The sequence below is a fragment of the Paenibacillus sp. FSL H3-0329 genome (assembly GCF_037963285.1).
Classification (GTDB): Bacteria; Bacillota; Bacilli; order Paenibacillales; family Paenibacillaceae; genus Paenibacillus_AQ; species Paenibacillus_AQ odorifer.
This window is the reverse complement of the sequence record NZ_CP150150.1, coordinates 1-24,349: the sequence shown is the minus strand read 5'-3', so window position 1 is coordinate 24,349 and position 24,349 is coordinate 1. Positions and strand designations below refer to the sequence as shown.

The window sequence follows — 24,349 nt, the reverse complement described above, 5'->3', positions numbered from 1 at the left end:
CTACCTCCACTTATCATCTAATTATCTAGAAAGTAAAAAACAACTGCAGAAGATAACAGTTGTTTTTTTAGAAGAAGCTTAGACGATTCTAGATTAATTCCGCTTCCTTTGCTCCAGTAATTACGGCAACGATATTGTTTCGAAGGGCATCTGCATCGTGCGCTTCGTATGGATCCACTTTGAAAACAACAGCATCTGCAATAAAGCCTTCTGCAATTTGCCCCAGCTCGTTACCGCTCCCCAGAATATCAGCAGCACTTTTAGTCGCAGCCTGCCACGCTTCTCTCCGAGTTAAGCCATAATCAATCAATGTATCCAGTTCTTGAAGGTTATAGCCATGTAGTGCAGGTGTGGCATAATCTGTACCGAATCCAATACGAACGCCTTCTCTTTTTGCATAATGAATGGCCTTGGAATGACATTCGGTAGCTCGGGCAGCTCGGTCGCAAATGATCGGGTTTAACGCTAGAACGCCTTTTGGGTCTGCAGCAATACGATAAATTGATGTGGTGGGCACAAACGCTACCCCCGAGTTAGCAAGTCTTCCTGCCTGATCCTCAGTTAAAAACATCCCATGCTCTATTGATGCCACGCCGGCCTGGATGGACCAGTCTATCGTCACTCCACCCCAGGTATGAACCAGTACCTTCTTATCATGGGCATGTGCATTACGAACAATGAACGCGAACTCTTCTTCGGAAAAGATCGGGTCAACGACTTTCTCGGTAGGTGCTCCAAGCCCGCCTGTGGCCATGATTTTTATCCAACCCGCTCCTGTAGCAAAGATTTCCGCCATGCGTTGTTCTAAATGCTTGAGACCACGGGCATCTGCTGCTCCAATCATATCGCTACTGGTCTGCACTCTTAATGGATGCTGATATTGCTGAACAAGATGCTGCACTGTGCTCGGCAGAATCCCACCTGCATCACGGGCAGTCGTTACACCCGTCCTAAGAGTAGCTTCAAAAGCTTGTGCCTGCATAATTTCGATCTGGTTGGCATCGCGCTTCAATTGATCAGAGTGGTCAAAATCTGTCCAAGCTAAATGCGTATGAAGATCAATAATACCCGGACTTAGCCACAGATCTGTTCCTGCAAGATTTGACTCCACTTGATGCGGCTCCGCTTCAGTAATGGATGAAAAACGACCATCCTTTATCACGACATCAAAACGTCTGCCTTCGATACCTGCTATAAAAATATCATTGAACGTTTGCAGCTCTGGATGCTTAAGGATCATCTTCATTCCCCCCATGCCAGCCGAACAGCTGCTAATGCCTGAACAGGGTCTTGTTTCAACAGTTCGGCAAGCGTGGATATAGCCTTCTCCACACTTTGCCGCTCAGCATTCGTTCCAAAATGGTTGATCCGCAGAAGATGGCCAAATAATTCTCCGTCTCCGGGAGCCACAATGCCTATAGGCTGCTCAATCCGCAACTCTTGCTTTTCAGAAATCCGCACCGTTGTAGTCAGCGTAGAATAATGTCTGCTGTCCTTTTGCCAAGGCTCAAGCCCCAAGGATTTAATACCAGCTACAGCAGCTGCTGCGGCTCGCTCATGGCGTTTGATTACTTGATCCAATCCTTCTTCTTCAATTCGTGTCAAAGCTTGAATCAAGGCTCTAGCCTCCAGCGTAGGAATGTTTGGGGCAACCCGCAGTGGCGCGGCGTCTCCCAGTGATGGTTTCAGATCCAGCAAGGATAAAATAGAATTGCGTGGAGCATTTTCATTCGACTCAAGAAATTCCCAGCCACGTGGAGAAATACTTACGGCACTAACACCGTTGGGTCCAGCTAAGGCTTTTTGCGCACCTATAACTGCAAAATCAACGGACCATTCATCCACCAGCAGGGCCTCTCCCCCAACCGCAGATACGGAGTCCGACACAGTAATAAGATTGAATTCTTTTGCAATTTCAAATATTTCTTTAGCAGGATTAGAGCCTCCAGTAACCACTTCAGCTTGAACAAAAGAAAGGGCACAAGGTTTAAACTCCTTAATTGCGGAAGCAACTTGGTCGCTAGTGACCACTTCATCAAAAGGAACCTTTACTTCAACAACCGTTGCTCCACCCCGCTCAAGCCATTTTCCAAATAAACTTCCATAGGGACCTGTTACTATATTTACAATGGTTCGACCAGGTGCAGCTATTCCGGCGGCTACCGCCTCGATTCCAAGGATTGCCTCAGCCGGGATGATAACTGGAGGGTGCTCAGTAAACAAAACTTTGGAAATTAAATGTGTTAGCTTATTGTACTCAGCCAGTGAAAGTGGCACGTATCCTTTATGTTCTCGGTTCATAAGAAAACCTCCTGATGTACTTTATTTTGGCATTTTCGGAACCGCTGACAACAGCTCATAACTGTATTCATGTTTAGGACGGATGAAGAATTGGTCCCGCGGACTCTGCTCCACGAGCTTTCCTTGCCGCATAACTGCTACCGTATCACTAATTGCATTGATTACACCTAGATCATGAGAAATAAAAAGCATGGTGAGATTAAGCTCAGCCTTCAGCGTATTAAACAGTTCGAGCACACTAAGCTGCACAGATACATCCAACGCACTTGTAGGTTCATCCGCGATCAGGATGCTTGGCTCAACACTTAATGCACGAGCGATCGCTATCCGTTGACGCTGGCCGCCGGAAAATTCATGTGGGAATTTGTCTAAGGCCTTCTGTTCTAAATGAACTTGATTCAAAAGCTCTTTGCATCTTTGTTCAACACCTGTACGCCCCACTATTTTATGAAACAATAAGGGCTCGGAAAGAATTTGCCTAATCGAATGTTTAGGATTTAGCGAAGCATCTGGATTTTGGAATATCATCTGGATTGTTTTGTGCTGCTCACGGCTTCTTTTCTTTTTTAATTCTTGGGTACCCAACAGAATCTGCCCCTCATTTGGGGCAATCAGTCCAGCAATTACTCGCGCCAGCGTAGATTTCCCTGATCCGGATTCTCCAACAAGCCCAAGGGTGGTGTGCTGCTCAAGATTCAGATTGATACGATCCAGTGCAGTAAAGCCGCCATAATCAACAGTTAAATCTTTTATTTGCAAGGCTAATTTCATGATTCTCTACTCCTTTCAAGCTCTGGCAAAGGAAGCACCGAATCAATCAGCATCTGTGTGTAAGGGTCTTTCGGATTTTGCAAAATATCAAGGGTATTGCCCTGCTCAACAATCTGTCCCTGTTTCATTACACATAGCCGTGAACACAAGTTTGCTGCAATCGCTAGGTTATGCGTAACAAATACCATGGCAAAACTGAGCTCATGCTGGAGGCTCGTGATCGTCTCAATAATTTGCCGTTGAACCGTGACGTCCAGCGCCGTTGTCGGTTCATCACAGAGAAGTATGCCTGGCTTGCACGCCAGTGCCAGAGCGATGACTACCCGTTGACACTGACCGCCTGACAGCTGACTCGGATACCGGTCCTTTTTCTTCAATGAATCGGGGAGACCAAGCCTTTCGAGCAGTTCCAGTGCAATTACCCGCGAGGTCTTACGGCTTACTCTCTGTCTGTAATACACAACTTCAGCCAGTTGTTTGACAACCGTACAGAGCGGATCAAGCGCTCCTCTTGGATCTTGAAAGACCATCGCACTGCTTACGTCACTTTTAATGGTGCCACCAGTCTGTTCAACACCATTTGGAAGCAAGCCTAAAATTGCACGCAGCGTAAGCGATTTTCCTGATCCCGATTCACCTACTAATCCCAGACTCTCCCCTTTACCCAGCGAAAAACTAACATTATTGACCAATCTGTCATTTGACTTAGCTGCCAGCGATAGCGCCTCTATTTCTAAAATGGGTTGTATAGACATTATTTTTTCCTCCATATGTCTGCCAAACCATCACCTAGGAGCGACAAAGCTATCCCCGTATACACCACTGCAAATCCCGGCACGGCCGAGAGCCACCAAGCTGTAGTGATGAAGGGCTGCCCATCTGAAATCATTGTCCCCCAGTCAGGAGTTGGCGGTGTAATGCCGATACCAAGATACCCGAGCGTAACAATGGCAACAAGCAATCCAATCATATCTGTCATAAGGACGACCACGGCTTGCGGTAGTACATTAGGCAGGAGATGACGTAAAATAATTTTCACTCCAGGTAGCCCTAAGGTTTGAGCGGATGCCACCCATTCCTGATTGCGAAAAGAAGCACTAAGACCTCTGACGACACGGGCAAAGACAATCCATCCTACAAAGATAAAAGTAATATAAATGCCCCGTTCTCCTGCTCCACTAGCAAAAGCAACGATAATAACGATCAGATAAAAAGGAAAGGCGATGAATGTATCTGACAACAGCGTAATAACTGTATCGATCCATTTGCCGTAATATCCTGCCAGCATTCCTAGAAATACACCTGTGCAAAAGGGAATGATTTCTGCCAAGACCATGATTTTCAAATCAGTCCTCGCTGCATAAATCAGTCTGGTAAACAGATCACGCCCTAATTGATCAGTTCCCAACCAATGTTCGCCTGACGGAGGCTGTAAAAAGGCACTCAAATTTTGCTCAGAAGGGTCATAAGGACTTATATAAGGTATAAACACAGTCAAGAGAATAAGAGCTGCAAACATAATAATTCCCACTAGAAGTGAAGGGGTATTCCATATTCGCTTTAAGCCGCTTGTTATCTTACCGTCTTCATACAATCGCGAGTCTAGTCTTATAGTTTTCATTGTTTTCCTTTCGTTCTGGGATCAAGCCACCAGGAAATGATTTCAATCAAGAGACTGATGATCACAACAGATAGCGCACAGTAAAGTGCTATTCCTTGAATAACCGGAAAGTCCCGTTTCGAAATTGAAGTGAACAATAAGCTGCCAATTCCCTTAATTCCAAATACCTGCTCAACGACCAAGGTGCCTCCGATTAAATAAGAAATATTCACACCCAGCAGCATTAGCGTAGGAAGAGCAGAGTTGCGCAGCACATGTTTAAATAAAATAACCCTGTTTGGTATGCCCGCAGCCTTAAGGGTGACTACAAAATCCGATTCTAACACTTCAAGCATCTGCGCTCTTAATGAACGAACAAGCGTAGGAACCTGTGAAAAAGCAACAGTGATTGCTGGAAGTGCAAGACTATGCAAGGTTCCGACCCACCCTTCACTTACTCCCCCAACAGGGAACCAGCCAAGCCGGACACTAAAGAGCAAAATTAAAAGTAAGCCAACCCAGAAGATTGGCATACCTAGAGTAATTGTAGGAAAAATACGTATCAAATGGTCCAGCAGTTTATCCTTATGCGTAGCGGCTACCGTAGCGAGCAGAAGAGATACAAAAATCGCCAACACACAAGCCATCACGATGAGCAGCAAAGTAACAGGGGCCCGTTGTGTAATCAACTCTCTTGTTGATGTCCCCATAATAATGGAGTTTCCAGTATCTCCTCGAGTAAACAGCGTCTTCACAAATCGGATGAATTGCTCCCATAAAGGGAGGTCCAGCCCAAGAGTATGATGCATACTCTTGAGCGCCTCAGGGGTGCTGTATTCTCCCAAAATCATTTTTGCTGGATCTCCCGGCACGATTCGAATGATGAAAAAGACTGCTATCATTACACAGAAGATCACTGCCAATGCTTTTATAAGAGATATCACAAGCCAGTTATAAGAACCCTTGCTTCCTTTCGGTTGATTTAACGCCTGCTTAAGATTCATCATTGGCTGATGCGGACATCTTCGAAACGGGCACTGCCGTTCGGTAGAACAACGAGACCGTCAACTGAAGAACGAATACCTTTTAAAACATCTGGATAGTAAAGCGGAATATACGGAACTTCATCAGCAAGGGTCTGCAGCAGCTTAGTATAGATTTGTGCACGTTCATCGCCATCCGCAGTTTTTTGTCCCTCATATAGAAGCTTCGTAACTTCATTATTTGTATAATGCGTCCAATATGATTTGCTGAAGCCTTCCGGATCAGTTTGGAAAGCAATAATTGAGTTCGCTTCAGGGGAATCCGCCTGACCGCTGTTCAGCATTGCCGCAAAATCATATGCGAAGAAACGTTCACGGAAAGTGGCAAGTTCAATCGATTCAATCTCAATCTTAATCCCGATCGTTTGACCCGCTGCCTGAATAATTTGTGCCTCTTGAGCTCTTGTGCTATTACCGGATGCTACAAGTAATTTGGTAGTGAAGCCATTAGGGAAGGCAGATTTTGCAAGCTCCTCCTTGGCTGCTTCGATATTAAAGTTCAGTGCTTTGATTGTATCATTTGCGTTATAAGGAATCGTTGTTGGCAGCAATGAGTTTGCTGTTTGTGCATAACCAAAGGTTAGCGCCTTGGTCAAGCCCTCACGATCAAGCGCCAGCGCCAGAGCGCGACGGACATGCACATCAGAAAAATGTTCATCCAACGTATTAAAGAACAATTGCTCTGTCACCCAACTACCGTTAGTAACTACTTTAGTGTCAGCCCCATCTTTAATCTCATTGGCATTTTGCAGAGCCAAAGATTCAATAGCATTAACTTCTCCAGCCTTCAGCTGGTTAATCGCTTGGCTGTCATCTTCAATCAGCTTATAAACAAGCTTATCAATATAGGGTTTACCTTCTTGCCAGTAGAATGTATTCTTAGTGAAGGTCAGATCACCTGCAGTGTCCCATGTTTCAACAACAAAAGGTCCCGTACCGATTGGTTTCTTGAAGAATTCTTCTTCGGATACTCCACCGAAATTGTTAGGAAGGATACCATTTGAGAAATTAGATAGCTCCGAGATAAATGGTGTATAAGGCTCTTTAAGTGTAATAACAAGCGTTTTGTTATCTTGCGCTTTGATTGTGTCCACCTTTGCAGATATTGCCAGCGGGCCGCCTACCTTCAAGTGCCGCTCAAGAGAGAAAACAGCATCTTCTGCAGTCACATCCGTACCATTTGAAAACTTCAAACCATCACGAAGCTCGAATGTATACGTCAGACCATCTTCACTGATATTATGTGACTTAGCAAGCCAATCTACAATTTCACCTTCGCTGTCAAAAGCGACTAATGATTCAAAGACTTTGTCGATTGCAAAAGCATTGTTGGACGTAATCTGATTATGCAAATCCAGCGAAGTTACAGAAGCAGGTCGTCCATAGACGAAAGTCCCTCCCGTTGCAGGTTCTGCAGTTTGAGGACTTTGAGTTGCCGGACTCGCACTTTCCTGTGCCTCTTTATTTGAATCAGCCTTATTATTAGACCCCGAGCACCCTGCAATTAACATCAATAGCAAAACTGCTATTGCCCCCAACAGAATCGGTTTCTTAATAGATACACTAAAGTATGACATAATTCGCTCCCCCTATAATTCTTATATGTTTAGTATGAATTGTATTATGGGTTAAACACTGTAGTCTGTCAAACATAATTTAATTTGCAACAATCCTTAAGTAAATATACATAACAAAAAGACCACTGTCGATTACTCAACAGTGGTCTTGCGTGCTTGGCAACGTCCTACTCTCCCAGGACCCTTCGGTCCAAGTACCATCGGCGCTGGAGGGCTTAACGGTCGTGTTCGGGATGGGTACGCGTGGAACCCCTCCGCTATCGCCACCAAACATGCGTCTGTGAAACAGACGCTGCCGCGTGAAATTCGGTTCATCACCAGAAGTGACAATGAATTTCTAAGCGTGTTACAGGCTTAATCGCCTGAAAACTGAATCCGAAACGAATCTGCATTCTAAGTATAGGATAAGCCCTCGACCGATTAGTATTGGTCAGCTCCATGCATTGCTGCACTTCCACCTCCAACCTATCTACCTCGTCGTCTTCAAGGGGTCTTACTAATTGGGAAATCTCATCTTGAGGGGGGCTTCACGCTTAGATGCTTTCAGCGCTTATCCCGTCCGTACGTAGCTACCCAGCCATGCTCCTGGCGGAACAACTGGTGCACCAGCGGTACGTCCATCCCGGTCCTCTCGTACTAAGGACAGCTCCTCTCAAATTTCCTGCGCCCACGACAGATAGGGACCGAACTGTCTCACGACGTTCTGAACCCAGCTCGCGTACCGCTTTAATGGGCGAACAGCCCAACCCTTGGGACCTACTTCAGCCCCAGGATGCGATGAGCCGACATCGAGGTGCCAAACCTCCCCGTCGATGTGGACTCTTGGGGGAGATAAGCCTGTTATCCCCAGGGTAGCTTTTATCCGTTGAGCGATGGCCCTTCCATGCGGTACCACCGGATCACTAAGTCCGACTTTCGTCCCTGCTCGACTTGTAGGTCTCGCAGTCAAGCTCCCTTATGCCTTTGCACTCTGCGAATGATTTCCAACCATTCTGAGGGAACCTTGGAACGCCTCCGTTACTCTTTAGGAGGCGACCGCCCCAGTCAAACTGCCCGCCTGACACGGTCCCCGTACCCGATAAGGGTACTAGGTTAGAACCTAGATACGATCAGGGTGGTATCCCAACGGCGCCTCCACCGAAGCTTGCGCTCCGATTTCTACGGCTCCCACCTATCCTGTACAGATCGTACCCAAATTCAATATCAAGCTGCAGTAAAGCTCCATGGGGTCTTTCCGTCTTGTCGCGGGTAACCTGCATCTTCACAGGTATTAAAATTTCACCGGATCTCTCGTTGAGACAGCGCCCAAGTCGTTACGCCATTCGTGCGGGTCAGAATTTACCTGACAAGGAATTTCGCTACCTTAGGACCGTTATAGTTACGGCCGCCGTTTACTGGGGCTTCGGTTCATAGCTTCGGGTTACCCCTAACCACTCCCCTTAACCTTCCAGCACCGGGCAGGCGTCAGCCCGTATACTTCGCCTTGCGGCTTCGCACAGACCTGTGTTTTTGCTAAACAGTCGCTTGGGCCTTTTCACTGCGGCCCCCTCGTGCTATTCACACTACCGGGGCACCCCTTCTCCCGAAGTTACGGGGTCATTTTGCCGAGTTCCTTAACGAGAGTTCTTCCGCGCGCCTTAGAATTCTCTTCTCGCCTACCTGTGTCGGTTTGCGGTACGGGCACCTTCTCCTGGCTAGAGGCTTTTCTTGGCAGTGTGAGATCATGACCTTCGCTACTATAATTTTCGCTCCCCATCACAGCCCAGCCTTATCGATGTGCGGATTTGCCTACACATCAGCCTCACTGCTTAGACGGACATCCATCAGTCCGCGTCACTACCCTCCTGCGTCACCCCATCGCTCATAGCGGATTACGGTGGTACAGTAATTTCAAACTGTTGTCCTTCGACTACGCCTTTCGGCCTCGCCTTAGGTCCCGACTTACCCTGAGCGGACGAGCCTTCCTCAGGAAACCTTGGGCTTTCGGCGGATCAGATTCTCACTGATCTTTTCGTTACTCATACCGGCATTCTCACTTGTGTAGTGTCCAGCGCTCTTTTCAGTACACCTTCAACCCCTACACAACGCTCCCCTACCCCAGATACATACGTATCTAGCCATAGCTTCGGTGGTGTGTTTAGCCCCGTTACATTTTCGGCGCAGAGTCACTCGACCAGTGAGCTATTACGCACTCTTTCAATGGTGGCTGCTTCTAAGCCAACATCCTGGTTGTCTGTGCAACTCCACATCCTTTCCCACTTAACACACACTTGGGGACCTTAGCTGATGGTCTGGGCTGTTTCCCTTTTGACAATGGATCTTAGCACTCACTGTCTGACTCCCGGCAATAAGTATATGGCATTCGGAGTTTGACTGAGCTTGGTAATCCTTGCGGACCCCGCACCCAATCAGTGCTCTACCTCCACTACTCTTATACCGAGGCTAGCCCTAAAGCTATTTCGGGGAGAACCAGCTATCTCCGAGTTCGATTGGAATTTCTCCGCTACCCCCACCTCATCCCCGCACTTTTCAACGTACGTGGGTTCGGGCCTCCAGTGCGTGTTACCGCACCTTCACCCTGGACAGGGGTAGATCACACGGTTTCGGGTCTACGTCCACATACTAAATCGCCCTATTCAGACTCGCTTTCGCTGCGGCTCCACCTTCTCGGCTTAACCTTGCATGTTAAACGTAACTCGCCGGTTCATTCTACAAAAGGCACGCCATCACCCATAGATCGGGCTCTGACTTTTTGTAAGCACACGGTTTCAGGTTCTATTTCACTCCCCTTCCGGGGTGCTTTTCACCTTTCCCTCACGGTACTGTTTCACTATCGGTCGCCAGGTAGTATTTAGCCTTAGCAGATGGTCCTGCTGGATTCATACGGGGTTTCACGTGCCCCGCACTACTCGGGATCCGTCTCGGAGAGAACACAGTTTAGGTTACAGGGCTTTTACCTCTATCGCGGGCCTTTCCAGACCTCTTCACCTACCATATTCCTTTGTAACTCCATGTGAGACGTCCCACAACCCCAAGAGGCAAGCCCCTTGGTTTAGGCTGTTCCGCGTTCGCTCGCCGCTACTGACGGAATCACTATTGTTTTCTCTTCCTCAGGGTACTTAGATGTTTCAGTTCCCCTGGTCTGCCTCTACACACCCTATGTATTCAGGTATGAGTAACTGCGAATTACCACAGCTGGGTTTCCCCATTCGGACACCCCCGGATCAAAGCTTGCTTACAGCTCCCCGAGGCAGTTTCGTTGTTCGCCACGTCCTTCGTCGGCTCCTGGCGCCTAGGCATCCTCCGTGTGCTCTTATTAGCTTAACCTTGATTTTTCCGAAGAAAAATCTCACTAATAACATTTACTTGTTTGCACAAGTTGCTAAAAGATGTTCTAAAACGCAAATTCGTTTCGGTATCCAGTTTTCAAGGATCAAGTCTTACTTGAGAGCTTAAACTCTCAAAACTGAGCAACGAGTGAGTAACAGGCCTAAACCTGAGTTTTGGAAGCTGAGCTTCCGATTTGAATGTTCTCATTGCAGAGAACGATTCTCCATAGAAAGGAGGTGATCCAGCCGCACCTTCCGATACGGCTACCTTGTTACGACTTCACCCCAATCATCTACCCCACCTTCGGCGGCTGGCTCCCTTGCGGGTTACCCCACCGACTTCGGGTGTTGTAAACTCTCGTGGTGTGACGGGCGGTGTGTACAAGACCCGGGAACGTATTCACCGCGGCATGCTGATCCGCGATTACTAGCAATTCCGACTTCATGCAGGCGAGTTGCAGCCTGCAATCCGAACTGAGACCGGCTTTGATGGGATTGGCTCCACCTCGCGGCTTCGCTTCCCGTTGTACCGGCCATTGTAGTACGTGTGTAGCCCAGGTCATAAGGGGCATGATGATTTGACGTCATCCCCACCTTCCTCCGGTTTGTCACCGGCAGTCACTCTAGAGTGCCCAGCATTACCTGCTGGCAACTAAAGTTAAGGGTTGCGCTCGTTGCGGGACTTAACCCAACATCTCACGACACGAGCTGACGACAACCATGCACCACCTGTCTCCTCTGTCCCGAAGGCCGCTGCTATCTCTAGCAGATTCAGAGGGATGTCAAGACCTGGTAAGGTTCTTCGCGTTGCTTCGAATTAAACCACATACTCCACTGCTTGTGCGGGTCCCCGTCAATTCCTTTGAGTTTCAGTCTTGCGACCGTACTCCCCAGGCGGAGTGCTTACTGTGTTAACTTCGGCACCAAGGGTATCGAAACCCCTAACACCTAGCACTCATCGTTTACGGCGTGGACTACCAGGGTATCTAATCCTGTTTGCTCCCCACGCTTTCGCGCCTCAGCGTCAGTTACAGCCCAGAAAGTCGCCTTCGCCACTGGTGTTCCTCCACATATCTACGCATTTCACCGCTACACGTGGAATTCCACTTTCCTCTTCTGTACTCAAGCCACCCAGTTTCCAGTGCGACCTCAGGTTGAGCCCAAGGTTTAAACACCAGACTTAAATAGCCGCCTGCGCGCGCTTTACGCCCAATAATTCCGGACAACGCTTGCCCCCTACGTATTACCGCGGCTGCTGGCACGTAGTTAGCCGGGGCTTTCTTCTCAGGTACCGTCACTCCAGTAGCAGTTACTCTACCGGACGTTCTTCCCTGGCAACAGAGCTTTACGATCCGAAAACCTTCATCACTCACGCGGCGTTGCTCCGTCAGGCTTTCGCCCATTGCGGAAGATTCCCTACTGCTGCCTCCCGTAGGAGTCTGGGCCGTGTCTCAGTCCCAGTGTGGCCGTTCACCCTCTCAGGTCGGCTACGCATCGTCGCCTTGGTGGGCCGTTACCCCACCAACTAGCTAATGCGCCGCAGGCCCATCCCTCAGTGACAGATTGCTCCGTCTTTCATTCTTCTCTCAGGAGAAAAAAGAAATTATCCGGTATTAGCTACCGTTTCCGGTAGTTATCCCAGTCTGAAGGGCAGGTTGCCTACGTGTTACTCACCCGTCCGCCGCTAAGTTACTTTGAAAGCAAGCTTTCAAAGTAACTCCGCTCGACTTGCATGTATTAGGCACGCCGCCAGCGTTCGTCCTGAGCCAGGATCAAACTCTCCAATTAGTATTGAAAAGAGCGATATGCTCATTTTGAAACATCTGACGAGAAAATTAATTCTCTAATTTTGGATTTCACTTGCGTGATTTCCTACTCACTCGTTGTTCAGTTTTCAAAGATCAAGTTCTCGTTGGCGCCGTTTAATGTCTCAGCAGCAACTCTTATACTATATCATGTTCGGCTATTTAATGTCAAGCTCTTTTTTTAACTTCTTTTTCGAGCTCGGCATGTGTACTTCTTGGCCGGACTTAGAATATATCATGTATGGAGATGCATTGCAAGTCTTTTTTTGAAATATAATAGATAAATGAGAGACTGTGCTGCCAAAAGCCTCAATACTGCGATATAGAGTGGCTAGCACAGCCTTATTCCCTTGTAACTACACCCTATGCAATGATCTCTTGAATATACAATTCACGTTCCAGCATCAAGTTAACTATTGTTTCCTCAATCTTAACCATCGGACGTGTAGGGTTTGCGCGATCAGTGAAGATAATCTCCCCATGACGCCCATCGCTTAATTTGATTCTAGTGCCATTAAAGAGATCAGTACTCTTCTGTATAAACGTCTGCACAATCACTGGGTCAAGCTTACCGAAGCTTTCTGTCAGAATCTGCTCTAGTACCAAATAAGGAGACTGTGCTCTTCTGTAGGCTCTTTCTAAGGTCATAGCATGAAATATATCTGCTACTGCGACTACTTTAGCGTAGAAATGAATCTGACTGCCGTCCAGCTTCAATGGATAACCAGAGCCATCAATCTTCTCATGATGCTGCAAGGCGGCAAGTCTTACCCCTTCATTAATCGCTGTAACATTGCGTAATAATTGATAACCATATGTAGTGTGTCGGCGTACCTCTTCTATTTCACTATTGTTAAGTGACTCCGGTTTCTGTAAAAGTGAGCTGTCTACTTTTGCATTACCGATATCATGTAATAATCCTGCAAAAGCAATCTGCATCCAATCCTTTTGTGGGTACCCACACCACTGAGCGATTTTATAGGAGGTCAACGCGGACAACACAGCATTGTGATAGTTGTAATCCTCATATTTTAAAGTGCGCGGTGTAAACTTCAAGACATGATAATCCTTCAAATAACCTATTAATGTCTCTAACTGACTGCGAAGCTCAAAAATAGGAAGTGAAGCTGCCGTTACCGATCGATAGCTGTTCTTAATAAGAGTGAGCATTTTATCGTATTCATCATGTAGAGGAGAATTAGTCTTGGCCAACATCGATTCGTTGATAATGGCTCCAGCTTTAGGGGAAGCTTGCTTAGCTGTTGTTTTGGCTCCATCCGAACTCGCCTCACCTTGGTCACCTTCGATTTCCACTTGCCCAATCAAAAAAGCCTGTAAAATATCTAGATCACGAGGGAGCAATATTTTTCCCTTAGTGAATAAAGTCCCCCCTAAAGGTGTAATTACATCCTTTATTATCTTTGAGCCTGCTTTAACTTCTCCAACCAATATATTTGGCATATACTCAGCCCCTTAATTTCTATAAGCCGTACACCCAGCATTACCTCACATTGATAAGACAGATAATTTCTGAGAAATTAGTACTTTATAGGATTCTATTGGCTAATTATAGTACGGATAAATGGAAGACACTAGTGCAGTGAAAACTATTCTTTCAAAATATTTATTTTATTTTTTGAAGCATCGGTCATTCAAAAGGCAACAAAAAGAGCAAGAACTTCTGGAATAGAAGCCCTTGCTCTTTTTTGAATTCAACCTATTCTAGGTCAGTGTCTTCGTCCTCAGTCAGGATCTCAGGCTGATCAATATCGCCAGATTCCTCGACTGTATCTTGCCCATCCAGGCCTTCTTGCCCTTCCAAGCCTTCCAGACCTTCCACTTCCTCAGATTCATCCTCTTCGTTCTTGTCAGCTCTACACAGGGTAGCTACTGCGTCATCCTCGCGGATGTTAATCAGCTTAACCCCTTGAGCGTAACGGCCCATAGTAGAGATTCCATCCATGCTGGTACGAATCAGGGTACCGCTAGTCGTAATGATCATTAAGTCTTCATCCTTCTTAACGACCTTAAGACCCACTACAGGACCATTCTTATCGGTGAGATTAATGGTCTTGATCCCTTTACCGCCACGAGTCTGGGAACGATAATCACCGGCTGGTGTCCGTTTACCATAACCCTTGGTAGTAACAATCAGAACCTCAAGCTCCTTATCGACACAGTCCATACCAATGACATGGTCATTACCGTCAAGCGTAATGCCCTTAACGCCAGTCGCGCTACGTCCCATAGAACGCACATCATTCTCTGAGAACGTAATCGACATTCCGCGAGCTGTACCGATAATGAGATTTTGCTGTCCATCAGTCAGCTTAACCTCGATCAGGGAATCTTCTTCACGAAGATTAATAGCAATAAGACCGCCTTTACGGATGTTATTATAATCTCCAAGAGGCGTCTTCTTCACGATACCCTCGCGGGTAGCAAAGAACAAATATTTGTCGCTATCGCCATCTTCCACTTGGATTACCGCACTAATCTTCTCACCTTGTTCGATTTGAATCAGGTTGATGATTGGTGTCCCCCGGGCTGTACGGCCCAATTCTGGGATCTCATAAGCTTTAATCCGGTAAACTTTACCCTTATCGGTAAAGAACATCAGATAGTTATGAGAGTTACTCACGAAGAGATGCTCCACAAAATCCTGGTCCTTGGTGTCCATCCCCATGACTCCGCGACCACCGCGCTTCTGACTGCGGTAGGTGCTGACAGGTAGACGTTTGATATATCCTGTATGTGTAATAGTGATAACAACCTCTTCACGTGGAATAAGGTCTTCATCCAGGATACTTTCTTCACCAACCGTAATCTCTGTCCGGCGTTCATCAGAATATCTATCACGGATATCCTGCAGCTCGTTGCTGATGATTTCCAGTACAAGATGCTCGTTAGCCAGAATTTCACGGTACTCTGCAATTTTAACGATCAATTCGTTATATTCATTCTCGATCTTTTCCCGTTCCAGACCGGTCAGGCGTTGCATCCGCATATCGAGGATAGCCTGAGCCTGCTCTAAACTGAGGCTAAAGGTGCTCATTAATCCTTCGCGGGCTATATCAGTTGTCCGCGAAGCACGGATTAACGCAATCACTTCATCCAGATGATCAAGCGCAATGCGCAGACCTTCTAAGATATGAGCGCGTGCTTCAGCTTTTTTAAGATCAAATATAGTACGACGACGAATAACTTCAATCTGGTGCTGCAAATAATGATAAAGTACATCACGCAGATTAAGAATTTTCGGCTCGTTATTTACGATGGCAAGCATGTTAATCCCAAATGTGGATTGCATAGAAGTATGTTTATATAGATTGTTTAATACTACATTTGGATTAACATCGCGTCTCATCTCAACAACTACACGCATACCGTTACGGTCAGACTCATCTCGAAGATCCGTTATACCTTCGATACGTTTCTCACGTACTAATTCTGCGATTTTTTCAACCAATCTTGCTTTGTTAACCTGGTATGGAAGCTCATGCACAATGATGCGAGCCTTGCCGTTGTTCTCTTCGATCGTTGCCTTCGCACGCATGGTTACTGAACCACGACCCGTACGATAAGCCTGACGAATGCCCTCACGACCCAAAATATATCCAGCCGTAGGGAAATCCGGACCTTGGATAAACTCCATCAATTCCATTGGCGTGATATCAGGATTCTTAATCATCGCCTGCACACCATCGATAACTTCACCAAGGTTATGCGGTGGAATATTAGTAGCCATACCTACAGCAATACCAGATACCCCATTTACGAGCAGATTCGGATAACGGGCTGGCAATACAACCGGCTCATTCTCTTCACCATCATAGTTGGGTGCGAAGTCAACTGTCTCTTTGTTCAAATCACGAAGCATTTCGCCTGCAATCTTGGAAAGACGGGCTTCTGTGTACCGCATCGCCGCGGCCATATCACCATCAATCGAACCAAAGTTCCCGTGACCGTCTACAAGCATATAGCGCATCGAGAAATCCTGAGCCATCCGTACCATTGTTTCATAGACAGCTGAGTCACCGTGAGGGTGGTACTTACCGATAACCTCACCGACGATTCTTGCAGATTTCTTATGAGGCTTATCCGCAGACATTCCAAGCTCCGACATCGCAAACAAAATGCGTCGGTGAACCGGCTTGAGTCCGTCCCGCACATCTGGCAAAGCCCGGCTAACAATGATGCTCATTGCGTAATCCATAAAGGATTCACGCATTTCCACGCCAATGTCCCGATCTTTGACTTGTGGGTTATTTTGTTCAGCCATGAGTTGCTGGACCTCCTTCAGTTAAAAAACCGCTACCCTTAATTATATTACTTTCACAAAAGTAGCACAATTAAACATGATAGCCTTTTATCTTCTAATATTGATTTCTTTTTGCGCTTATCAGGGTATTTGCCCTTTCCGCAAATATCTTTACTACATAGACTGTAAAGACAAGAAACACGGTTTTATTATCCTAATATCGTTCGATAAGGCATAACCCCATATCCTTATATTATACCATTGTTTAGGTAGCTTGTCCTGATTTTCAGCTGTCAAAGATTATGCTGCCACTGCATTTTTTACAACAAGGAACCCAAAGGACCTATTCCTGCACAAAACTCATAAGGAGGAAGATAATGAAGATTCAACGCGTCCCAAGCAAATGGGCTAAAACGAAAGTCATCCTTCAAAATCACTCTCTATTGCAATATGTGCCTGATACCCGTAAATTCGATGTCAATGCTCTTAAGGAAATGCTTGCGTTATATACAATGGTCTATATTAAGCCTGATCGGGGAAGTTATGGTATCGGTGTAATGAGAGCTGAGCAGCGTACTGTAACTCTTAGCACTAGCAAACAGAAAGCTGAACACGGTACCGACCTCGATAACGTTAATAAAGAAGAGCCAGAAGAACAGATCTTGTATATTTTAAGATATGGGAAGACTGCGGAAGTGTTTTTCTCACCAGAAGAGCTGTATGAGAACTTACAGAAACGAATTCAGAATCGGACCTATTTGATCCAAAAAGGAATTGACCTTCTGCGTCATCAAGACCGCCCTTTTGATCTTCGGGTTCTTACCCAAAAGACTCCATCAGGAGTATGGGAAACAACAGGAATGCTTGGAAGAGTAGCTGCCCCTCAAAAAATCGTCACCAATTATCACAGTGGAGGCAGTATCCTTTCCGTAAGTACTCTACTAAAAAACTATATGCCGCCCTCCCAAGTCCTAGTTACGATCAATCACTTAAAAGCTTTGGGTATACAAATTGCGACACAGCTTCAATCTGCCTATCCAGGAATCAAAGAGATTGGTCTGGATATTGCCATGGATCAACATCTGGATATGTGGCTGCTGGAAGTCAACACTCTTCCGTCCATTGCTGTATTCAAATTATTTCCTGATAAATCAATCTATCGTAAAATACATCGCTATGCCGTAGCCTATGGACGTGTAAAAGCAAGAAAATCCCCTTATTCGACCCGCAATAAACAATCTACAAGAGCCTAAAAAGAAGCTTGAAATCAAAGAACCTCCAGCGTTCTCATTCCGTTAGGAATAGAAGCCGGAGGTTGTATTAAATATTGTTTTTACACATCAAGGTATCTAACGTTCTTGGCATGCTCATGGATAAAGTCACGTCTTGGTTCAACATTGTCACCCATAAGTGTATCAAAAATACTATCTGCCAGCATCGCATCTTCAATCGTAACCTGGAGCATCATACGGGTCTCTGGGTCCATCGTTGTGTCCCAAAGTTGGGTTGCATTCATCTCTCCCAAACCTTTGTAACGTTGGACGTTAACCTTCGCATTTTCTCCAAAAGAAGCGATAATATCATCACGTTCCTTCTCGCTGCCTGCGTAGCGGATAACCTTATTGCGCTCAATCTTAAAGAGAGGAGGCTGTGCAATATAGATATAACCCGCGTCTACTAGCTTCCGCATGTAACGATAGAAGAACGTTAGTAATAGCGTTCTAATATGGGCTCCATCGACGTCGGCATCGGTCATAATAACGACTTTATGGTAGCGAGCCTTCGATAAGTCAAAGTCATCGCTGATCCCTGTGCCCAAAGCCGTAATGATGGCGCGAATCTCGGCGTTAGATAAAATACGGTCAAGCCGAGCTTTTTCAACGTTTAGGATCTTACCACGCAACGGTAGAATCGCTTGGAAATGGCGATCCCGGCCTTGCTTAGCCGATCCACCCGCTGAGTCACCTTCGACGATGTATAGTTCGCTGATCGAGGCATCCTTGGATGAACAGTCGGCGAGTTTACCAGGCAGAGCACTGACTTCAAGCGCACTCTTCCGACGGGTTAACTCACGTGCCTTACGGGCAGCTTCTCGTGCGCGTGAAGCGGAAAGTGATTTCTCAAGAACGCGACGTGATACTGCTGGATTTTCTTCCAGGAACTCTTGTAATTTCTCTCCGAACAGTGATTCTACGATACCCCGCACTTCACTATTTCCGAGCTTAGTTTTCGTTTGACCTTCGAATTGTGGATCTGGAATTTTGACAGAAATAATGGCTGTCAATCCTTCACGCACGTCATCACCAGTCAGATTCGAATTGCTATCCTTCAGTACTCCCGCTTTACGAGCATAATCGTTGATGATACGGGTCAGCGCACTTTTAAAGCCGGATTCATGCGTTCCGCCCTCATGCGTATTAATATTATTCGCAAAAGAGTAGATGTTCTCAGTATACGAATCGTTATATTGGAGAGCCACTTCAACTTGGATCATATCGCGTGAGCCTTCCACGTAGATCGGATCCTCATGTAGTGCTTCTTTTTTCTCATTCAAATATTTCACATATTCAACGATACCACCCTCGTATTTGAACACGTTGGTGACATCCGTCCGCTCATCATGAAGCGAAAGCTCGATTCCTTTGTTAAGAAAAGCTAGCTCCCGAATACGAGTAAGCAGTGTCGAATATTCAAAAACTGTGGTTTCCGTAAATATTTCAGGATCCGGATGAAAGGTTGTAGTCGTTCCTGTCTCATCTGAATCGCCAACAATTTTGATATCATACTGCGGTGCACCGCGTCTATATTCCTGTTGGTAGATATGACCGTCACGTTTGACCTTAACAAGGACCTTTTCAGACAAGGCATTTACTACAGAGATACCCACACCATGCAAACCACCGGAAACTTTATATCCGCCACCGCCGAATTTACCGCCTGCATGCAGCACGGTCATTACGACTTCAAGCGTCGACTTCTTAAGCTTTACATTCTCACCTACAGGTATGCCACGTCCATTATCGATAACAGTGATCGCGTTATCCTCATGTATAATCACTTGAATCCGGTCACAATAACCTGCGAGTGCCTCATCGATACTATTATCGACGACCTCCCATACCAAGTGATGGAGACCTTTAGAACTAGTCGAACCAATATACATGCCCGGACGTTTCCGAACCGCTTCCAGCCCTTCCAGTACCTGAATCTGGCTCTCATCATATGTCGGTTGATTCATTGACATGCCTTCACCTACTTCTTTCTGATTATCTCTTTGTTACCAAATGCAAGTTATATTTCGAGCAAAATTTTGGCTCTTTTTTTAAGAGTGGAGGAGGAAATTGGGGAGTAATACACGATATTTTTAGTTACGACAATAGATTTTGCTTCCTCTTCGCCAATCCGCTCAAGCTTCTTATCCTGCTCAGAGTGAATAACGAATTGCTTAGATACCTTGGAAGATTTCTCAATCGAAATATCAAATATAGCAATTAACTCCGAAGACCTAATGATCTTCTCCCCGCCCAAATGAATATACATGATCGTCCTCCGCTCTTTTATAACTCAACTTTTCCATCATGAACATGAAATAGGCTGGCGCCCTTTAATTTATCGGCATTCAGACCCTCAATTCCGGTAGCGGTAATGAATGTCTGTACCTTGCTTTGAAAGGTTTCAATAAGCTGGGTCTGGCGGTAAGGATCAAGCTCGGATAAAACATCATCAAGAAGCAGCACAGGATATTCTCCGATTTCTTCATGGATCAGCTCGATTTCCGCCAGCTTAAGCGATAAAGCCGTGGTACGCTGCTGTCCTTGAGAACCGTAGACCTGAGCTTCCCTTCCGTTGATAAAAAAGGACAGGTCATCCCGATGGGGACCCGTCAGCGTCATGCCGCGCCTGATTTCTTGTTCTCTCGTTTGTGATAACTTTAACATAAAATTGTCTAATAAGACAGCTTCATCTTCCTCATCCCGATCGCCGAAAGAGGGGACATAGAGCAATTTCAGTTCTTCTCCGCCGTTCGTAATCCCCCGGTGAATGCTTTCAGCCCATATTTGCAGCTTCTTTATGAATTGTTTCCTTTTTTTGACGATTTTAACACCATGCTCTACAAGTTGAGCATCCCAGATTTCCAAAAGCTCTTTCCCTGCAGCCTCTTTTCCCCATAATTGCTTTAAGAGATTACCTCTTTGCAAGAGAATTTTTTGATACTGCTGTAGGTGAAATAGATAACTAGGCTGGACTTGGCCGATCTCCATATCAAGAAAACGCCGTCTGATACCAGGGGTCCCTTTTACAATCTCTAAATCTTCCGGTGCAAACATGACCACATTCAGAGATCCAACAAACTCACTAAGGCGCCGCTGCTCCAAGCCATTGATCTTGGCTTTTTTACCTTTGGCAGATAGGGTGAGCTCCAGCTTGAGATCGCCATACTTTCGTTCTACCTCGGCAACGATCTGAGCTGCATCTCCGGGGGCATCGAAGGAGATAAGTTCGCGGTCCTTAGAGGTACGGTGGCTTTTGGTCATCGCCAGGACGAACAATGCCTCCATGAGGTTTGTTTTGCCTTGGGCGTTCTGACCCAGAATCAGATTCACATCGCCCAGGCTCTCCAGACGCAGCAGCCCGTAATTCCGATAATGCTGCAGACCGATATTTTTAACAAACACGAAATGGTTCCTCCCCTAGCGTACTACTCTTTTACTCCTCCGCCTTCAACCTCAAAGGTCCCGTTATCCTGCACTTCGATTTTGTCACCCGGATAAAGTTTTCTGCCGCGCCGTTCCTCTACCTCTCCGTTGACCAGAACGTGACCTTCCTGCAATAACGCTTTGGCCATTCCACCTGTGGATACACAATCTGCGAGTTTCAGAAATTGGTCCAGCTTAATGTATCCACTGTGGATAAGTATTTTTTTCATGGTTTTTATCCTTTCAGCCACTTATCCACATGTTCATGAATGTTGGCATTAATTTGTTGTACGGTAAGGCAAAATAATATACAAGCTATTGGTTTGGTCAAGTGGTTTCAAAATGATCGGACTCATCATCCCTGTAAATGCAATAACGAGCTGCTCACTCTCTATGACCTTTAATACATCAAGCATATATTTCGAGTTGAAAGATATTTTGAGAGGTTCACCTTTGAAATCAATGACTTCAAGTTCCTCACGAACTTTACCCAGCTCTGATGAGCTTGAAGAAATTTCAATACCGCCTTGATCAAGCGTCTGCATACGAACAATATTTGTTTTCTCTTCCCGGGACAGCAAATAAGCACGATCAATCGATTCGCTTAATTTTTTTGTATCTAAAGTTAGTTCTGTTTTGTAGGTTGTTGGAATAATTCTAGAAGTATCAGGATAAATCCCATCAAGGATCCGTGAATAAAACAGTACTTTGTCGATTTTGAAGAGAACTTGATTATCCGCAACGACAATATCAACCAGCATATTTTGGTCAGGGATAATTTTGCTGAGCTCATTAAGGGTTTTACCGGCAATAACAATATTTCCGAAATTGACATTTTCCGTGCCTTCAAGTTTAGCAGCTCTTGTTGCCAAGCGGTGACGGTCAGTCGCTGTAAACTTAAACTCATTGTCGCTCAGATTCCATAGTATACCCGTTAATATCGGAGTTGTCTCTTGGGTAGAAATAGAAAAGGCTGTTTGTTTAATCATATTTTTCAGCAAATCACCTGGTAGAGAGATCGTGTCATTCTCTTCAATGCTCGGCAACACTGGGAATTCTTCAGGGTCTAAACCTACCATCTGAATCTCAGTGGATCCGGAAGAAATGTACGTTTGGAATCCTTCTTTTACTTCCATGTGGATTTCTTTGGAGGGCAGCTTCTTAATAATCTCGACGAAAAATTTAGCGGGAAGAACAACACTTCCTGGCTGATCTATCTTCACGATGGTGTGGCTGTCATTCTCTGCTGGAATAAACGATTGAATAGAAATATCGGTATCACTTGCAGTTAATGTGACGCCTTGATGGCTAACTTCCAGTTTAATACCGGTCAAAATAGGGATTGTTGTTCTGCTGGATATAGCTTTGGATACGTGTTGAATGGATTCGTTGAGCTCATTTTTAAGAATGCTTATTTTCATGATTTCACTCCTAGCTGAAAAATTGGGAATTTCGATGGATTTGAGTCTGTTAATTACGCGTCTTTACATGATGAATTATTATAGTTATTTAATAGTATTAGTAGTAGGGGCGACGAATATGTGGATAACCCCACCAAACAGCATAAAATTAAGCCTACCCACATGTGTATAGATTGTGTATAGGCTCTTTGTTCCTCTTAGGAAGGATTTTTAATTTTCTCCGCAAGATTATTTACCACTTTGTACAACTCCTGATCGACCTTTAATGCCTGTGTAATTTTATCGTGCGCATGAATTACGGTCGTATGGTCACGTCCTCCGAAAGCCTCACCAATCTTAGGCAGTGAATAATCCGTTAGTTCACGGGATAGATACATTGCGATTTGACGTGGAAACGCTACGGCTTTGGTTCTTTTGCGTGCTTTGAAGTCTTCAAGGCGCAAATTGTAGTATTCTCCGACTTTTTGCTGAATATCAGCGATGGTGATCATCTTGGGACGACTGGAAGGAATAATATCCTTGAGCGCTTCAGCTGCCAAATGAGTGGTTACATCCTGGTTGGTAAGCGAAGAATAAGCAACTACCCGGATTAATGCACCCTCAAGCTCACGAATATTGGTGTCAATCTGGTTGGCAATATACATCATGGCCTCATTAGGGATATCAAGGTTCTCTGCCTTAGCCTTTTTGCGTAAAATCGCAATCCGGGTCTCCAGATCTGGTGGTTGAATATCCGTAATCAAGCCCCATTCGAACCGGGAACGCAGCCGTTCTTCCAGTGTGGGAATTTCCTTTGGTGGTCGGTCGCTGGAGATGATAATTTGCTTGCGTTCTTCGTGGAGCGCATTGAAAGTATGGAAAAACTCCTCCTGTGTAGACTCTTTTCCAGCGAGGAATTGAATGTCGTCGATAAGCAAAATGTCAACATTACGATACTTGTTACGGAAGCTTTCACCGCGGTTATCACGGATCGAATTGATAAATTCATTCGTGAATTTCTCAGACGAGATGTAAATTACCTTGTTATTTGGGTTATGTTCCAGGACATAGTGCCCAATTGCGTGCATCAAATGGGTTTTGCCCAGACCTACACCACCGTATAAAAACAAGGGATTGTATGCTTTGGCTGGTGCTTCGGCCACTGCCAGTGAGGCTGCATGCGCAAAGCGGTTCCCAGAGCCGATTACAAAGGTGTCAAAAGTGTACTTTGGATTAAGCAGATGCGTTTGTGCTTCTTCTCTTGATACTACGGGAGTCGGAGCGGATTGCTGAACCACAAGCTCAGGCGGCTTGCTTTCTTCAATCACGAATTTTACATCCACTTGTTTCCCTGTGACTTCGTAGACGGTTGCTCCTACCAGTTTGGTGTAACGACTTTCCAGCCATTCTACAGCAAACGTTGTAGGTGCCGAGATAATGAGAACCTGGGAGTTGAAGGTTATCGCTTTAGTAGCCTTAAACCAGGTATCAAAGCTCGGCTTGCTTAATTTGGTTTGAATAATCGATAAAATTTGTTGCCATAATTCGGAAGTATGGCTGTCCAC

16 protein-coding genes and 3 rRNA genes are annotated in these 24,349 nt (G+C 45.7%); 1 reads left to right on the top strand and 18 read right to left on the bottom strand.

Going from position 1 to position 24,349, the window contains the following annotated elements; translation table 11 throughout:
- Positions 1-88: 88 nt before the first annotated feature.
- From NSQ66_RS00095 to gyrA, 12 genes are all read right to left on the bottom strand, one after another.
- Positions 89-1,240, bottom strand: a complete 1,152-nt coding sequence (locus NSQ66_RS00095; protein ID WP_076142585.1) for an amidohydrolase family protein — start codon at positions 1,238-1,240, stop codon at positions 89-91.
- A gap of 2 nt (positions 1,241-1,242) precedes the next feature.
- Positions 1,243-2,301, bottom strand: a complete 1,059-nt coding sequence (locus tag NSQ66_RS00090; RefSeq protein ID WP_076106941.1) for an aminotransferase class V-fold PLP-dependent enzyme — start codon at positions 2,299-2,301, stop codon at positions 1,243-1,245.
- Between the two features lie 21 nt (positions 2,302-2,322).
- Entirely contained in the window at positions 2,323-3,072 is a 750-nt protein-coding gene (locus NSQ66_RS00085) for an ATP-binding cassette domain-containing protein (RefSeq protein WP_076142584.1), read from the bottom strand.
- On the bottom strand, positions 3,069-3,827 hold the full coding sequence (locus NSQ66_RS00080) for an ABC transporter ATP-binding protein (RefSeq protein ID WP_076142582.1): 759 nt from the start codon (positions 3,825-3,827) through the stop codon (positions 3,069-3,071). Before NSQ66_RS00080 ends, NSQ66_RS00085 begins: the two co-directional genes overlap by 4 nt.
- Positions 3,827-4,693, bottom strand: coding sequence for an ABC transporter permease (locus NSQ66_RS00075; RefSeq protein WP_094903843.1), 867 nt, complete (start codon positions 4,691-4,693; stop codon positions 3,827-3,829). Before NSQ66_RS00075 ends, NSQ66_RS00080 begins: the two co-directional genes overlap by 1 nt.
- A complete protein-coding gene (locus NSQ66_RS00070; RefSeq protein ID WP_063829812.1) occupies positions 4,690-5,679 on the bottom strand; it encodes an ABC transporter permease in 990 nt (329 codons plus the stop codon). Before NSQ66_RS00070 ends, NSQ66_RS00075 begins: the two co-directional genes overlap by 4 nt.
- Positions 5,676-7,292 (bottom strand): ABC transporter substrate-binding protein, encoded by a 1,617-nt coding sequence (locus NSQ66_RS00065; protein WP_036682548.1) that lies wholly within the window; start codon positions 7,290-7,292, stop codon positions 5,676-5,678. The genes NSQ66_RS00070 and NSQ66_RS00065 overlap by 4 nt, the downstream gene beginning before the upstream one ends.
- A 154-nt stretch (positions 7,293-7,446) precedes the next feature.
- Positions 7,447-7,563: ribosomal RNA gene (rrf, locus tag NSQ66_RS00060) — 5S ribosomal RNA — on the bottom strand.
- Between the two features lie 129 nt (positions 7,564-7,692).
- Positions 7,693-10,619 (bottom strand): 23S ribosomal RNA (locus NSQ66_RS00055).
- Positions 10,620-10,851: 232 nt separating this feature from the next.
- Positions 10,852-12,409, bottom strand: a 16S ribosomal RNA gene (locus NSQ66_RS00050).
- The 16S, 23S and 5S rRNA genes sit together here, the layout of an rRNA operon.
- A 380-nt stretch (positions 12,410-12,789) precedes the next feature.
- Complete coding sequence (locus NSQ66_RS00045) at positions 12,790-13,887, bottom strand: HD-GYP domain-containing protein (RefSeq protein WP_076124333.1); 1,098 nt, start codon at positions 13,885-13,887, stop codon at positions 12,790-12,792.
- Positions 13,888-14,143: 256 nt separating this feature from the next.
- Positions 14,144-16,708, bottom strand: coding sequence for a DNA gyrase subunit A (gene gyrA / locus NSQ66_RS00040; RefSeq protein ID WP_036677722.1), 2,565 nt, complete (start codon positions 16,706-16,708; stop codon positions 14,144-14,146).
- Between the two features lie 356 nt (positions 16,709-17,064).
- On the opposite strand from gyrA, the gene NSQ66_RS00035 reads away from it, so the two are divergent.
- On the top strand, positions 17,065-17,940 hold the full coding sequence (locus NSQ66_RS00035; RefSeq protein WP_052096700.1) for a YheC/YheD family protein: 876 nt from the start codon (positions 17,065-17,067) through the stop codon (positions 17,938-17,940).
- A gap of 80 nt (positions 17,941-18,020) precedes the next feature.
- On the opposite strand, the gene gyrB is transcribed toward NSQ66_RS00035, so the two are convergent.
- The 6 genes from gyrB to dnaA all read right to left on the bottom strand — a co-directional run bounded on the left by gyrB (position 18,021) and on the right by dnaA (position 24,349).
- Positions 18,021-19,931 (bottom strand): DNA topoisomerase (ATP-hydrolyzing) subunit B, encoded by a 1,911-nt coding sequence (gyrB, locus tag NSQ66_RS00030; RefSeq protein WP_036677726.1) that lies wholly within the window; start codon positions 19,929-19,931, stop codon positions 18,021-18,023.
- Between the two features lie 47 nt (positions 19,932-19,978).
- Complete coding sequence (locus tag NSQ66_RS00025) at positions 19,979-20,227, bottom strand: extracellular matrix/biofilm biosynthesis regulator RemA family protein (protein ID WP_036677731.1); 249 nt, start codon at positions 20,225-20,227, stop codon at positions 19,979-19,981.
- A gap of 17 nt (positions 20,228-20,244) precedes the next feature.
- Entirely contained in the window at positions 20,245-21,363 is a 1,119-nt protein-coding gene (recF, locus tag NSQ66_RS00020) for a DNA replication/repair protein RecF (protein ID WP_036677733.1), read from the bottom strand.
- Positions 21,364-21,386: 23 nt separating this feature from the next.
- Positions 21,387-21,614 carry a S4 domain-containing protein YaaA gene (gene yaaA, locus NSQ66_RS00015; RefSeq protein WP_036677736.1) on the bottom strand — a complete coding sequence of 76 codons (228 nt, stop codon included), beginning with the start codon at positions 21,612-21,614 and terminating at the stop codon, positions 21,387-21,389.
- A 48-nt stretch (positions 21,615-21,662) separates the two neighbouring features.
- Complete coding sequence (dnaN, locus tag NSQ66_RS00010) at positions 21,663-22,805, bottom strand: DNA polymerase III subunit beta (RefSeq protein ID WP_036677739.1); 1,143 nt, start codon at positions 22,803-22,805, stop codon at positions 21,663-21,665.
- Between the two features lie 197 nt (positions 22,806-23,002).
- Positions 23,003-24,349 carry a chromosomal replication initiator protein DnaA gene (dnaA, locus tag NSQ66_RS00005; protein ID WP_036677741.1) on the bottom strand — a complete coding sequence of 449 codons (1,347 nt, stop codon included), beginning with the start codon at positions 24,347-24,349 and terminating at the stop codon, positions 23,003-23,005.

Bases quoted from the DNA above. Each gene is read 5' to 3' on its own strand.
- NSQ66_RS00045 (WP_076124333.1), bottom strand. From the start codon at position 13,887: ATGCCAAATATATTGGTTGGAGAAGTTAAAGCAGGCTCAAAGATAATA.
- dnaN (WP_036677739.1), bottom strand. From the start codon at position 22,805: ATGAAAATAAGCATTCTTAAAAATGAGCTCAACGAATCCATTCAACAC.
- NSQ66_RS00070 (WP_063829812.1), bottom strand. From the start codon at position 5,679: ATGATGAATCTTAAGCAGGCGTTAAATCAACCGAAAGGAAGCAAGGGT.
- NSQ66_RS00065 (WP_036682548.1), bottom strand. From the start codon at position 7,292: ATGTCATACTTTAGTGTATCTATTAAGAAACCGATTCTGTTGGGGGCA.
- gyrB (WP_036677726.1), bottom strand. From the start codon at position 19,931: ATGTCAATGAATCAACCGACATATGATGAGAGCCAGATTCAGGTACTG.
- NSQ66_RS00095 (WP_076142585.1), bottom strand. From the start codon at position 1,240: ATGATCCTTAAGCATCCAGAGCTGCAAACGTTCAATGATATTTTTATA.
- gyrA (WP_036677722.1), bottom strand. From the start codon at position 16,708: ATGGCTGAACAAAATAACCCACAAGTCAAAGATCGGGACATTGGCGTG.
- NSQ66_RS00080 (WP_076142582.1), bottom strand. From the start codon at position 3,827: ATGTCTATACAACCCATTTTAGAAATAGAGGCGCTATCGCTGGCAGCT.
- NSQ66_RS00035 (WP_052096700.1), top strand. From the start codon at position 17,065: ATGAAGATTCAACGCGTCCCAAGCAAATGGGCTAAAACGAAAGTCATC.
- NSQ66_RS00085 (WP_076142584.1), bottom strand. From the start codon at position 3,072: ATGAAATTAGCCTTGCAAATAAAAGATTTAACTGTTGATTATGGCGGC.
- yaaA (WP_036677736.1), bottom strand. From the start codon at position 21,614: ATGAAAAAAATACTTATCCACAGTGGATACATTAAGCTGGACCAATTT.
- NSQ66_RS00075 (WP_094903843.1), bottom strand. From the start codon at position 4,693: ATGAAAACTATAAGACTAGACTCGCGATTGTATGAAGACGGTAAGATA.
- NSQ66_RS00090 (WP_076106941.1), bottom strand. From the start codon at position 2,301: ATGAACCGAGAACATAAAGGATACGTGCCACTTTCACTGGCTGAGTAC.
- NSQ66_RS00025 (WP_036677731.1), bottom strand. From the start codon at position 20,227: ATGTATATTCATTTGGGCGGGGAGAAGATCATTAGGTCTTCGGAGTTA.